Genomic DNA, 12,567 nt, shown 5'->3' with positions numbered 1-12,567 from the left:
GAATCCCATCCATCTTTCCATTTATGAGACTGTGACCATCCGCGCATGACCGTTCAAATTGACCTCGGCGTCCAGAAAACGGGCCAAAGCTTGGGCCAAAATTCGGGCCAAGGCTCTGGAATGCCGGTTCATATGGATCTGGAAGAACTGCTGGCCACCCGCCTGCTGGTGCAGGGCAATTCGGGCTCGGGCAAGTCACATCTGTTGCGCCGGGTTCTTGAACAGAGTGCCCCCTGGGTTCAGCAGGCTGTTATTGACCCGGAGGGTGATTTTGTCAGCCTGGCTGAGGAATTCGGCCATGTGGTGGTGGATGCAAACGGGACCGAGCGTGACCTGCAGATGATCGCCGCCCGCGTGCGTCAGCACCGGGTTTCTGTGGTGTTCAATCTGGAAGGGCTGGACGTGGACAAGCAGATGAAAGCGGCGGGCGCCTTTCTCAACGGCCTGTTCGAAGTGGATCGCTCTGTCTGGTATCCCATGCTGGTGATTGTCGATGAGGCGCAATTGTTTGCACCGGTCGCATCCGGCGAGTTCACCGAAGAAGCCCGCCGCGCTTCTCTTGGTGCGATGACCAATCTGATGTGCCGCGGGCGCAAGCGTGGTCTGGCCGGGATTATCGCCACCCAGCGCCTTGCCAAGTTGGCCAAGAACGTAGCCGCTGAAGCCTCAAACTTCCTCATGGGTCGGACCTTTCTTGATATCGATATGGCCCGCGCCTCTGACCTTTTGGGTATGGAACGACGGCAGGCGGAGATCTTCCGCAATCTGGACCGCGGTCAGTTTGTTGCCCTTGGCCCGGCTCTCAGCCGCCGTCCGCTGCAGGTGACCATTGGCGCAGTCAAAACCAGCGGCACCGGCTTCAGCCCCAAGCTGATGCCCCTGCCCGAGCAGCCTGCAGCCGAGGCCATGGAAGACCTGCTGTTTTCTGCCGATGTCACCACGATGCCACCGCCCATTCACAAACCGGCTCCGGTGCAGGTGGATCCCAATCAGGTGATGCAGCAACTGGCCGCCAGCAAGCCCGAACCGGCCCCACGGGAAGATCTGTTCATCGAAGATGGTATGTCGCTTGAAGAGCGGGACCAGGCGCTTGACGGTATTCTGGCTGATATGCTGGAAGACCCGGAAGCCGCCTATCAGCCGGTTTCCGTGCTCTATCAGGATTTTCAGGTTCGCTGCCGCATCAAAAAGATCACGCGCCCGCCGGAACTGCCTGCCTTCCGCGAGCTTCTGTCGGTGGCCCGTGCTGGTGTTGCAACCGAAGAAGTGCAGGAAGAAGACTGGTCACAGGCCACGCTCATCGCATCCCAGTTGCCTGATGACATGCGCGGCGTCTTTCTGCTTCTGGCACGTGCGGCTGTGCAGAATGAGCCCTGCCCGTCCAATCTGGATATCGCCACAGCCTATGGCACCCGCTCTACCGGTCGGGCCCGGTGGCTTCTGACCTATATGGAAGAAAACGGCTTCCTCGTCTGCGCCAACGACCTCAGAGGCAACCGCATTGTCTCTCTGCCGGACCTGGGCTGGCAAACCCGCCCCGGCAATCCGGAAACGGGCGCTGCGGTGTAGAACACCCCAAGACTTTGCCTTGCCAACCAACTCATACCAACGGAATGAATTCCTAACCCATTTGATGATGTCAAATCATCTGCTGACAAGGCGTTTCTCGAAGGGCAATGCGGGGTATTGGTCAAGAGAAACAACGCAGTTCAGCGGGCGATTTGTCGTCACCGAAGGCCGGGCTTTCTTCGCGGTTTGGACAGCGGCGCGTCCGTCTTATGGTACCCCGCACCACATCGACGAACGCTTCTTGCCAATACACGAAGAAAGCCCGGTCAAATGCGCCAGGAAGTCGTTCCGTTGGTATCAGGACTTTGAATACATCCTGTCCTTGCGTTTGCGGGTTTCAATGGTCGCTTCCGGACTGCCGTCGTGATAGGAGCCGAACCAGTTGTCCCACGACATTTCCGGATTTCCATAATTACATTCAAAATAGCGATGATGGAGCTGATGGTGAAACGAACCGATCTTGAGCTTGGCCTTTTCACCCAGCACCAAATTTTCAAATCCGGCATGGGATGTGGCTGTGGCCAATGCCAGCCAGTAGCCCATAAACACAAAGTGAACGGGATGGGCCGGCACGACGAGAAACATCAATAGCAGGCCCATATATCCCACATGTTCTACCGGATGCATGGAGAACCCGGACCAGGGCGCGATGGACACACTCCGATGATGAACGGAATGCACGTGCTTATAGAAAAATGGAATATGAAGCGCCCGATGCAGCCAGTAGAAATGAAAGGACTGGATAAGCGGCATCAGCAGGAACAGCGCCACAAACCAGATCGGATTGCTGTCAAATGTGATCATCGGGGCCCAACCATTGGCATAGGCCATCCAGATCAGAGCATCAAAAGCTGTCCAGATCGTCACGCCTGAGACAAGTGCATAAAAGACATTGTCCCAATACTGGTCATTGAACAGGAAAATCCGATGATTACGCGCCAGTCCCCGGCGATCATATTTGTAGTCATCCCCCTGTTGCTTCCATCCGTACAGCCAGACATGCAGCCCCTGTGCAAAGAGCGTCATCAAAAGCAGATTACGGAGCCAGAGAGAAAGCACCCAGCCAAAACCCAGACTGGACATCTCGGAAAGGTCAGGTGTCAGCCAGGCCCAGGTGGCAAAAGCCATCAGGGTATACAACACATATTCTGTCACAGGCAGCCAGTTGTTCACAAACCATCTGACCGTTTCAACGGGGCGTGGCGGCCAGGAAAATGCAGGCGTTACGGCAACCGGCAGATCCGGGTGCCAGTTCCATTCCCGGCTGCTGCCTGCCTTTAAGGGGTCATTCTGAACGGTCATACTCGTCTCATTCTTATAGGGACTGATCCATCTCGCACGGTGTTGGCAGAGGCAATCTGACGGTGTTGTAAAACGCCAATGTCAGGACGCCTTTCCTCATCGAGACTGACGGAAGAGAGTTGTCAAAAACAGTTGGAAAATTGTCCATCATTCTTATAACTTTTTGGAATGAGTACTTTTCGCAAGACGTTACCGCCACTGGACTCTCTAATCTTCTTTCAGCACGTGGCAAAACATGGCTCTTTCTCAAAGGCGGCCAAGGATTTATTCGTCACCCAGGCCGCTGCCAGCAAGCGTGTCCAGAGGCTTGAAGACTGGCTTGGAACTCAGCTGTTTGACCGCAATGGCCGCCGGATAACCCTGAATTCAGCAGGCAAGACTCTCGCAGCCGATGTAGAGCTGGCACTGGAGTTTCTTGAACGGTCGGTCGCCAAGGTCAAAACACCGGAAGAACCGGTCATCCGCATTGCGGCGGTCAGCTCTATTTCGATGTTCTGGCTCTATGACCGGATCAAGCAATTCTCACTCAGTGAACATGCCTGCCATGTGAACATTTCCTCCTCTGACGATATGTCAAAGCTGACAGACGAGGAGAATGATCTGGCAATAGTCTACAGCAATGGTACCCCGTCGGGCTGGGTTGGCAATCAGGTGCTTTCGGGCGATCTCGCTCCTGCAGCCCCGCCCGGGATTGCTCAAGAGGCCATAGAAGCAGGTGCTTTTACACAGAACTGGGACCTTGAACGAAGCCCGCCTCTGCTGGAATACACCAATCTGACCCCGGACTGGATTAACTGGGCCATATGGCTGAAGCGGATGAAGCTTCCCTCGATAGAAGAGCTCAAGCACATCCAGTGCGCCAGCTACGGCCAGTCTGTAGGCCGCAGTCTGACGGGGCATGGCATTCTTCTCGCCAATCTGGAACTTCAGAAACCGGAACTGGCCAGCGGGCGTCTGGTCAGAATTGGAGACCTTCAGCTGACGCCCCGAAAATCATACTATCTGTGTTACAAGAATAACGGGATGCTATCGCCAGCGGCCCGGACCCTGTTTGACTTCCTTGTCACAGGCTCCTGATGCCCAGGTCGTCAATCGCAGCTTTCAGCCAGTGGCACAGACAGATAGACGCCGAATTCCCTGCCGATATCACAGCTAACACGGGCATGGACACGGCCCTGCCTGTCCTGGAAGCGCTGGCGGTCGTGGACCGGGAAGATGCCTTCATGCCAGATATTGGGATGGATATAGAGGCCGCGTGAGCCATCGCACCAGAAGGCAATCACCTTGTCCGGCGTCAGATCATCACCCGGCAGCGCCACCGGCACCACAAAAGGCTTGTTGTCGAGCGGGTAGAACATCTGCCCGCCGTCAGGGTGATAGTTCATATGCCAGAGCAGCACCTGATCGCGCGGTACGGTCTGCTCCTTGTCTGACGCCTTCTGCGGATCAGTGGACCAGCCCAGAACGTAGTTGCCGTTGACGGCTTCGTTGACGCCGTAAAGGATATCGCCTTTCCACTCGCCGTGGAATGTGCCCTCGACCCAACCGGCCTCATCTCCCGTACCGTCATCCACCGGACGCCAGCCCTGCGCAGGCCAACGGACAATCTCAATCTCGAAGTTATCGGGATCATCCACCAGGTAGCCATACTCCCTGACACTTTCATCTGTCGCCTTGACAAGCGGCACACGAAACAGCTCCAGAGACGGCTTTTCGGCAGCATCAAACATATAATTGGGCGCTTGCTGGGTCATGTGGTTCATCCGGTCCGGTTCGCAAAAAGACACAAGCAACAAGCCACGAACATCCCCTATACGTCAAATCATGGTTTTCCATACATGCCATAAGCGGGGATTATGACAGATGGATGAAGAGTTTGGGCAGGGACAAAGCCCCTGCCCGGACATTTATCGACGGCGCTTCTCCTTCCGGTCGAGCCAGGGCGGGCGAATATCGCCTGCCATGATACATCCGTAAGGATCGATGTAGTCGACGATTTCGGCCAGATCGTACTTCTTGATCTGGGCGACCAGCGCATCCGCATTCTTGTAGCTCGACGGCAGCTCCGACGGATCAATCTTGCCTTCGAAGAACCGGATATCCAACCCCTTTGTTTCCGCCTGCAGCATCTGTTCCGGAGTCATATTGCCCATGCGACGCTTATGCTCACTTCGCGAGAAGTTACGCCCCGCCCCGTGTGGGCTGAACCCAAGTGCGTGCTCGGCATCCTTACCGCGGACAACCAGAACCGGCTCAGCCATGTTCAGCGGGATAAGTGTCAGGCCGGAAGAATCCGATGCAAAGTCATCCCAGGCCGGAGTTGCCCCCTTACCGTGATAATAGAGACCATCCCGCTCAAAGACGAAGTTATGCTCATTCCAGAAGCCATACATGACCTTGACATCCGCTTCCTCACGGGTCGCCGTATGAATGGCATTGTGATTGGCTTTCGTCCATTTTCGGATCAGCTGCAGAGCTTCCCAGTAAGCCTGCCCGTCTTCTGAATCTGCGGGAATCCAGGCATTCTGCTTCAAGGTCTTTGGCGAAAGTTTCTTCCGATACTTTTCTGCCGTGATCATGCCCAGCTTGTAGAGATGCGCACCGGGGCCACGAGATCCGTGATGAGTGACCATTACGGTACTACCGGTGGCTCGGGATCGACCGACAAACAGGAAATGGTTTCCATCTCCCTGAGTTCCCATATGCTCCTGCGCCGCACGCAGCACTTTCGGATTGTTCAGGAACCTGTTCTCACGAAACTGGTCCAGAAGCTTGAGCGACATCGTAAAACGCTTGCCGTTGGGTCGCCCTCCGGGTCCGAAATGCGTGATCCTGTTCGCTGCATCCAGAACCTTCGACGGTTCCGCATCCCCGAGATCTGTCATCATAACAGAACAGCAGATATCGGCGCTATGCATTCCCGGATGGATGGCATTACGCGCGGCAATAACACCACCAACCGGGATGGTGCCAACCGGACCAGCCGGGCAGGCATCCGGCATGATTGCCCCAGCCTCTACAGTCGGCGTCTGCATCACGGCTGTCATCGTAGCGTGAACAGCCTCCACATTCTGCTTCTCGTCGTAGCTTTCCGCATCAATATTACTGTAAAATTTCAGAGCGCCAGCCTCCCGGATCGGGATTACCGGAGCTGGCTTATATGGCTCCAGAAGAGCTTGAATCTGATTGAGATCAGCACCATTCTCAGCAGCCTTGAGGCCATCTCTAAGAGCTGCGCCAAAAGCCTTGCCCGGGACATGCCCCCAGGATTTCAGAATATCACTTGTCAGTTCAATCTTTGTCATCGTCAATCTCTGCTACTTCGCAGGTTCCGGATACAAACCGGCATCGTCCCAAGATGACGATGCCGGTGCTCCACATAACAGGCACGGATTTGCCTGTTCTTCTTCCTGCTCTCTCTTCACACCCTCATCATGCAGAATGGTTAGACCTCAATCCATGAAAATTGAAAATCCTCATAAATAACTGTTTTTAAATAATAAAAATCCATATCCTTGGATTTATTTTTCATTTTTTTGATTGATTTATATCGTAATTTATCAATAATCATCATATGAGACAGAATGTAGTTATTGGCTTCCTCGGCACTCAGCTCGACGCAGGCAAGAAAGTTCGATGGCGGCCATCCATGGCCCTCACAATGCATGAGACGTTCCCGGTTGATCGCCTTGAGCTCCTCCATGACAACAAGTTCAGAAGACTGGCTCATCGGGTCAAAGAGGACATTCAGGAGGCCTCACCCGACACCGAGGTCATGCTGCGCCGCCTCGATCTGAAGAACCCGTGGGACTTCGAAGAAGTCTATGGTGCCCTGTTCGACTTCGCCCGGACCTACGGCTTTGATGAAGATCGGGAAGAATATCACGTTCACCTGACAACCGGCACGCATGTGGCGCAGATCTGCTGGTTTCTGCTGACGGAATCCCGTCATATTCCAGCCCGTCTGTTGCAGACATCACCACCTCCGAACAGGGATGGTTTGAAAGGGTCATTCACGATTGTTGATCTGGATCTGTCGAAATACAATGCTCTACAGCAGCGTTTCGATCTTGTCAGTGCAGATCACACGGCTCTTCTGAAGGCAGGGATCAAGACGCGAAATGCGGATTTCAATGCGATAATAGATCAGATCGAACAGATATCTGTTGCTTCCGATGCGCCTCTCCTTCTCTTGGGCGCAACCGGAACCGGCAAGACTGAACTCGCGGCGCGCATCTATGATCTGAAACGTCAGCAACGCAGGGTGAGAGGACGGTTTGTTCATGTCAATTGCTCAACACTGCGCGGTGAGCGCGCGCTTTCAACCTTGTTCGGTCACAAGAAAGGTGCCTTTGGTGCAAGCGGATCTGACCGGAAAGGTCTGTTGCGCGAAGCTGATAATGGCCTTCTGTTCCTGGACGAGATAGATCAGCTTGGCCTTGACGAGCAGGCCATGATTCTTGACGCGATTGAAAGTGGGACGTTCTTCCCTCTCGGATCGGATCATGAAGTCAGAAGCCAGTTTCATGTCATTGCAGGCGCCAATCGGGATCTTGCAAAGCTGGTGGCGGACGGCAGGTTCAGAGCGGATCTGTTTGCCCGTCTGAATTTCTGGACATTTAGATTGCCTGCCCTGAAGGACCGCAGGGAAGATATTGAACCTAATATTGAATTCGAGCTGGCACGCGCAGAAAGGACTCTGGGCAACCAAACAGGATTTAATGCCGATGCCTCACAACGCTATCTGCGCTTTGCTCTCGACCCGGCGACGGTATGGCCTGGAAACTTTCGTGATTTGAGCGCATCAATCCAACGCTTGTGTACTCTGGCACCAAGAGGACGTATTACGCTCAATATGGTCAATCAGGAAGTGGAGCGCCTTGAGGGTCAGTGGGCAGCCGCAACATCAGATCCGGACATGCTGCTGATTCAACAGTTTATCGGGCCTGATGTCAGATCCATCGATCCTTTCGACCGTGTTCAACTGGCAGAAGTTATCCGTGTCTGCCAGGCCAGCAAGTCTCTCAGCGCCGCAGGAAGAACTCTATTCTCTGCGTCTCTTGCTACTCGAACAACACGCAATGACGCTGACCGCCTGCGGAAATATCTCGACAAGTTTGGCCTGAGCTGGGCTCAGATCACCCATTGATCAAAGAGAGCCGCGAGGAAGTTTACTGCCTCGGGCTCTCTCAGAGCACCTGATATACGCAAACCTCATAAAGACTTAGAACCTATTCGGGTTGCCGTCTACAATCTGGCCGTCACCGACCGGTTTGCCATCGGCAATCCAGGATACGTCGTCGCCGGTTTTCTTGATGGTAAAGCAATTTGCCGGGTCTGAACCGTACTGGAAGCACATCTGGTTGTCTTTTACGGACCATTTGCCTGTATAGCCGTCCGCCTTGATTGTGCCGTCTGCATCGTAGAATTCAGCATAGGCTCCACTGTCGAACATTTTGCCCTGGATGGTCTTTCCGCCAACAAGGCCCGGAATGTCAGCACCGCTGACGGCTTCGCCAGCCAGTGTGGCCATTGGCAGAGCGGTAAGGATGGCGGTCGCAAATAATGTGTGTCTGAGCATGAAAACCTCCCGGATAATGCTGAACTGGCCTCGTAGATTTTTGACCTTATGGTCCAAAATGGAGATGCCCAGCCCGGTTTTGAAGAGGCGCAGACGCGTATCACAGAGACTTGAGGGGAGCTTCAGAACGTATCGGCTATCGGATAGACGTGCACCAGATAGAGATAGAAGAAGGCCAGAGACAGCACGAGGATGATGACGCCGAGAACCGGAGATGAGACCTTTATGCCTGTCTGGGAAGCTTCCAGTGTGGTAGTTTCGCGGCTTTCGCGGTCCTTGTCGACGTGGAACTGCATCCAGGAAAAGTAAAGCCCGGCCAGCACGATGATGATCACCACAAAGAAGATAATACGCGAAGAGAGATGCTGCCAGGAGAAGACGTCCTGGCGATGCCGATAGGCCCGCTCGCGGTAGTCATAATAGCCCTTCACCGCGGCCTGTACGGCAGCCAGAGTTTCCGCATCCGGCTTGAAATTCTGCGGCAGGTTGGGGAACAGGATCTCGGGGTTCGGGCCCTTTTCACTCTCAGAGACCCCCTGCCCGGCACCTGAGTTCTGACGTCCGGATGCCTTGCCGGATTGCTGCTCTGCCTTGAACATGGTCTCAAGCTGCTTGAGACGGGATGTATCCTTGTCCGCCCCATCCGCCGGGTTGGGTATGACCGTGGCTCCCCCCAAAAGCAGAACACAGGCCAGGGCAAGAAGCAGAACGGAGAGATGGCCGCCATATACAGCACGCATGTGATCAGCCCTCACTGTTATGGCGACACCAGAAAGCGGATGGCCCGAATATGATTGAGGACCCTGTCTGAATAGATCCGGTTCTGATGCAGGTCACGATAGGGCTGGTGATCCTGAGGCGGCAGCAGCGTGTCGATAACACCCAGCAACTCATCTTCCAGACCATCGCCCCAGTCGGCATAGGCATCGGGCAATTGCGGGAAACCGGCATCCACCACCTGGGCCTTCTGCACAACGGTCTGCTGTCCGTCGCTACTGGAACTGCCGCTGGTGCTGCCATCAGCACTTTCCCATTCGATCCGCCCATCCGGATAGGCCATCTGCAGGCGGCCTTTGACGAGGCGGCGGGAGACCGGTTCCTCTGCGCTGCGCGCACTGCCCGGGTCCGGATTGCGGATGCCCGCAAGATCAATGATACGCTGTTCATAGCGACGCTGAAGACAGCCGACTGCCCGGCCACATGTATCCCTCCAGCGACGCCAGATCTTCTGATCTGTCTGGAGCTGTCGCTTTCGCCGCCCCTCGGTCCGCGCCTCACGCAGGCGATAAATGCCGACCATCCTGCGGTCCAAAGCACCCAGACGCTGATGATCACAGATCGCAGCTTCTGTTCGCGTCAGGCGTCCATCACAGGAAAAACTGGGATTGGCGTTAGCGCCGTCGCCGGGCAGTACGGCCATCCAGAAACCGGATACCGCAATCAGCCCGACAAGACTGCAGCATATGTAGCGGACAGTCATGGCGCTCCCCCTAAGCAACCTCCAACTGCCTCAAAGGTTAACACATCTTTATCAAAAAGAGAAATTCACCTGCGCCACACGCATAGATACAACACCTCCGCTTTCGCTGTTCTCACTTGATCCCGATCAATGTGAATAGCGGCAGAGAACTGTAAATCCGGACGCAAATTCGGTGGTTGCACTGCACAAAAACTGATAATCAGACTGCAATCATCACCATCCTGCAATTTTGGAGTTTCCATCCGTGGATACGAGACTACTGGACGGTCGTGCCCTGCAGACCAAGATACTGAATGAAGTCCGCGCCTTTGTTGAAGAGACGGCCTCAGCAAAACCTATCGGCAAGCTGGTCTCCATTTCCATCGGCGATGTGCCGGAAGTGGCTATCTACATCCGCAACCAGGCACGTGCGGCGGAAAAGGCCGGTATCCCGTTTCAGGAACTGTTCTGGCCTGCCGATATTACCCAGGATGAAGCAAAAGCACGGATTGTCGAGCTGAATGACGACCCCACCGTCACCGGTGTCATTCTGCAGCGCCCCACACCGGAGCATATCAACGTCCGTGCACTGCAATCAGCCATTCATCCCCTGAAAGACGTGGAAGGGATGAACCCGGCCTCCATCGGTAACATTGTCTATAACGATGTTGCCCTTGCCCCGTGTACAGCAGCAGCCTCAGTTGAACTGATCAAGGCAACCGGGCTTAATCTCAAGGGCCTTGAAGTGGTGATGATCGGCCACTCCGAGATCGTTGGCAAGCCTGCGGCCTTCCTGCTGATGGCAGAGGGTGCAACCGTAACCGTCTGTCATCACATGACCCGTTCGGTTGCATCTCATTCCCGCCGGGCCGATGTGGTGATCGTAGCCGTGGGCAAGCCGCATTTCCTTGGTGCCGATATGGTGAAACCGGGTGCTGCAGTGATTGATATCGGCATCAACCAGATCACCGATCCGGATGGCACCATCAGGATTGTGGGCGATGTGGATACGGATGCTGTCCTGCAGGTGGCGAGCTGGGTTACGCCGGTTCCCGGTGGCGTTGGCCCCGTTACGGTTGGCATTCTGATGCGAAATGCCATTGTCGCCCATCAGCGCCAGATCGCGGCTGAATGGGTCTGATCAGACGCAGATATCAGGCGGGAGCGTAATCCCGCCTGCCCATTGCCTACCACATTGTTTTTGCCGCCTTGCCAGGCCAGTCCGCATCATAACGCTCGCCGTCAAAGGCGCCGGATGTCATTTCCCGCAGCATATCGCCGACGCTGGGCAGATCGGCACTTTCATCACCATTTGTCCAGAGTTTTGAGCGGATAAGAGCCCGGGCGCATTGGGAATAGATCTCCTCAATGGCAATCAGAATGACCGTACGCGGTTGTTTTCCATTCCGATCGAAGCGGGCCAGCATATCCGGGTCAGCTGTCAGGCTCGCCTTTCCGTTCAGGCGAACCGTGTTGTTTGAACCGGGCACCATGAACATCAGCGAGACGCGCCCGTCGCGGACAATATTGCGCAGGCTGTCGATGCGGTTGTTGCCACGCCAGTCAGGCATGGCCAGGGTTTTCTCATCCAGCTCTTCCACAACGGGGCGATCATCTCCGCGCGGCGAACCGTCCGTCCCCTCCGGTCCCACGGTGGTCAGGATACAGAAGCGGCTCTGCATGACCCACTTCCGATATGACGGTGTCATCTGGCGGGCGACTTTTATCAGGGACGCCTCTGCCGGTGTGCCATAGAGAGCCTCAAGCTCTGCGATTGAGGTAATTGCCTGCATCTCCATCCCCTCCTGGCCAGCGGTTCATTGATCTGATGTGCAAAACTGTCTATCTCTTGCAATCAATGACGGTTTTAAAGCAGAAACACTCGGAAAAACCATCAAAATCAACCGTCAAATGATCTGCACCGGACCGCGCTCTGGTAAAAGACAGAGCAGCAGCTTCGGACTTACAGGTTTCTGGGGAAGACACGATAGAATGGATCGCGACCAGTTCATAGATGTGATGCGCCGTGTGGCAACACCGGTTTCCATCGTCTGTACACAGACCGCAGACGGGCCTCACGGAGCGACCGTCAGCGCCATCTGTTCGGTTTCCGCCGATCCGCCCTCAGTCCTGGTCTGCCTCAACAATACAAGCCATATCAGCAAGATGGTGGCTGAAAGCGGTCGGTTTTCTGTCAATGTCATTTCTGAGGAACAGACCCTGCTGGCCAACGCCTTTGCAGGCCGGGAAGCGGAAAAGGAACATCGCCGGTTCGATAACGGGCACTGGCTCGACAGCCCCATGGGCCTTCCTGTCCTGACCAATGCATCCGCTGTTCTGCTCTGTGAAACCACATCCAGCGTTGTTCAGGGCTCGCACACCATTTTCATTGGTCATGTGCAGGAAGCCTTTACCTCTGACAGCATTCCTGTGACCTATTTCAACGGCGCATTCAGACGGATGAACCCGGACGGTCAGGCTGCTTAAAGCACAGCGAGACCATTAACCTGAATCGGCGGCGGTCCTTTAAGCGTTTTTCTCTGCGCGGACTGCCCAGAGGCACATTCTCATAAACTTCCTACAACAGCCCGTGATTTTGGCCATCACGGTGCCTCCCCGACCTTTACTTGGCGCCAGCCCTGGGGTCTGATCCCCT

12 protein-coding genes are annotated in these 12,567 nt (G+C 55.0%); 5 read left to right on the top strand and 7 right to left on the bottom strand.

Translation table 11 applies throughout. The annotated features are described in order from the left end of the window. Positions 1 to 45 precede the first annotated feature (45 nt). Positions 46 to 1,569 (top strand): helicase HerA domain-containing protein, encoded by a 1,524-nt coding sequence (locus tag RA157_RS13170; RefSeq protein WP_434058442.1) that lies wholly within the window; start codon positions 46 to 48, stop codon positions 1,567 to 1,569. A 297-nt stretch (positions 1,570 to 1,866) separates the two neighbouring features. Here RA157_RS13170 and RA157_RS13165 read toward each other — a convergent pair whose 3' ends face one another. After that, a complete protein-coding gene (locus RA157_RS13165) occupies positions 1,867 to 2,871 on the bottom strand; it encodes a sterol desaturase family protein (protein WP_350333590.1) in 1,005 nt (334 codons plus the stop codon). A 168-nt stretch (positions 2,872 to 3,039) separates the two neighbouring features. Between RA157_RS13165 and RA157_RS13160 the strand changes: the two genes are divergently transcribed. Next, positions 3,040 to 3,948 carry a LysR family transcriptional regulator gene (locus RA157_RS13160; protein WP_350333589.1) on the top strand — a complete coding sequence of 303 codons (909 nt, stop codon included), beginning with the start codon at positions 3,040 to 3,042 and terminating at the stop codon, positions 3,946 to 3,948. A gap of 11 nt (positions 3,949 to 3,959) precedes the next feature. On the opposite strand, the gene RA157_RS13155 is transcribed toward RA157_RS13160, so the two are convergent. Together RA157_RS13155 and RA157_RS13150 are read right to left on the bottom strand one after the other, a co-directional pair. Next, a complete protein-coding gene (locus RA157_RS13155) occupies positions 3,960 to 4,625 on the bottom strand; it encodes an ureidoglycolate lyase (RefSeq protein WP_350333588.1) in 666 nt (221 codons plus the stop codon). A gap of 153 nt (positions 4,626 to 4,778) precedes the next feature. Continuing rightward, entirely contained in the window at positions 4,779 to 6,176 is a 1,398-nt protein-coding gene (locus RA157_RS13150) for an RtcB family protein (protein WP_350333587.1), read from the bottom strand. Between the two features lie 269 nt (positions 6,177 to 6,445). On the opposite strand from RA157_RS13150, the gene rtcR reads away from it, so the two are divergent. After that, complete coding sequence (gene rtcR, locus RA157_RS13145; protein ID WP_350333586.1) at positions 6,446 to 8,020, top strand: RNA repair transcriptional activator RtcR; 1,575 nt, start codon at positions 6,446 to 6,448, stop codon at positions 8,018 to 8,020. 75 nt (positions 8,021 to 8,095) lie between these two features. Here the strand turns inward: rtcR and RA157_RS13140 are convergent, their stop codons facing one another. The 3 genes from RA157_RS13140 to RA157_RS13130 all read right to left on the bottom strand — a co-directional run bounded on the left by RA157_RS13140 (position 8,096) and on the right by RA157_RS13130 (position 9,932). Beyond that, complete coding sequence (locus RA157_RS13140) at positions 8,096 to 8,452, bottom strand: hypothetical protein (RefSeq protein WP_350333585.1); 357 nt, start codon at positions 8,450 to 8,452, stop codon at positions 8,096 to 8,098. A gap of 122 nt (positions 8,453 to 8,574) precedes the next feature. Continuing rightward, positions 8,575 to 9,192 (bottom strand): hypothetical protein, encoded by a 618-nt coding sequence (locus RA157_RS13135; protein WP_350333584.1) that lies wholly within the window; start codon positions 9,190 to 9,192, stop codon positions 8,575 to 8,577. A gap of 17 nt (positions 9,193 to 9,209) precedes the next feature. Further along, complete coding sequence (locus RA157_RS13130; RefSeq protein WP_350333583.1) at positions 9,210 to 9,932, bottom strand: lysozyme inhibitor LprI family protein; 723 nt, start codon at positions 9,930 to 9,932, stop codon at positions 9,210 to 9,212. Positions 9,933 to 10,161: 229 nt separating this feature from the next. On the opposite strand from RA157_RS13130, the gene RA157_RS13125 reads away from it, so the two are divergent. Next, positions 10,162 to 11,052: a bifunctional 5,10-methylenetetrahydrofolate dehydrogenase/5,10-methenyltetrahydrofolate cyclohydrolase gene (locus tag RA157_RS13125; protein ID WP_434058441.1), complete on the top strand. Its 891-nt coding sequence runs from the start codon at positions 10,162 to 10,164 to the stop codon at positions 11,050 to 11,052. 46 nt (positions 11,053 to 11,098) lie between these two features. On the opposite strand, the gene RA157_RS13120 is transcribed toward RA157_RS13125, so the two are convergent. Then, complete coding sequence (locus tag RA157_RS13120; protein WP_350333581.1) at positions 11,099 to 11,704, bottom strand: pyridoxamine 5'-phosphate oxidase family protein; 606 nt, start codon at positions 11,702 to 11,704, stop codon at positions 11,099 to 11,101. 199 nt (positions 11,705 to 11,903) lie between these two features. Here RA157_RS13120 and RA157_RS13115 point away from each other — a divergent pair, with 199 nt between their 5' ends. Beyond that, a complete protein-coding gene (locus tag RA157_RS13115) occupies positions 11,904 to 12,398 on the top strand; it encodes a flavin reductase family protein (RefSeq protein WP_350333580.1) in 495 nt (164 codons plus the stop codon). Positions 12,399 to 12,567: the final 169 nt, after the last annotated feature.

The sequence above is a fragment of the Coralliovum pocilloporae genome (assembly GCF_030845175.1).
Lineage (GTDB): Bacteria > Pseudomonadota > Alphaproteobacteria > Rhizobiales > Cohaesibacteraceae > Coralliovum > Coralliovum pocilloporae.
The sequence above is the reverse complement of the archived record's forward strand: the minus strand, read 5'-3'. Positions and strand labels throughout refer to the sequence as shown.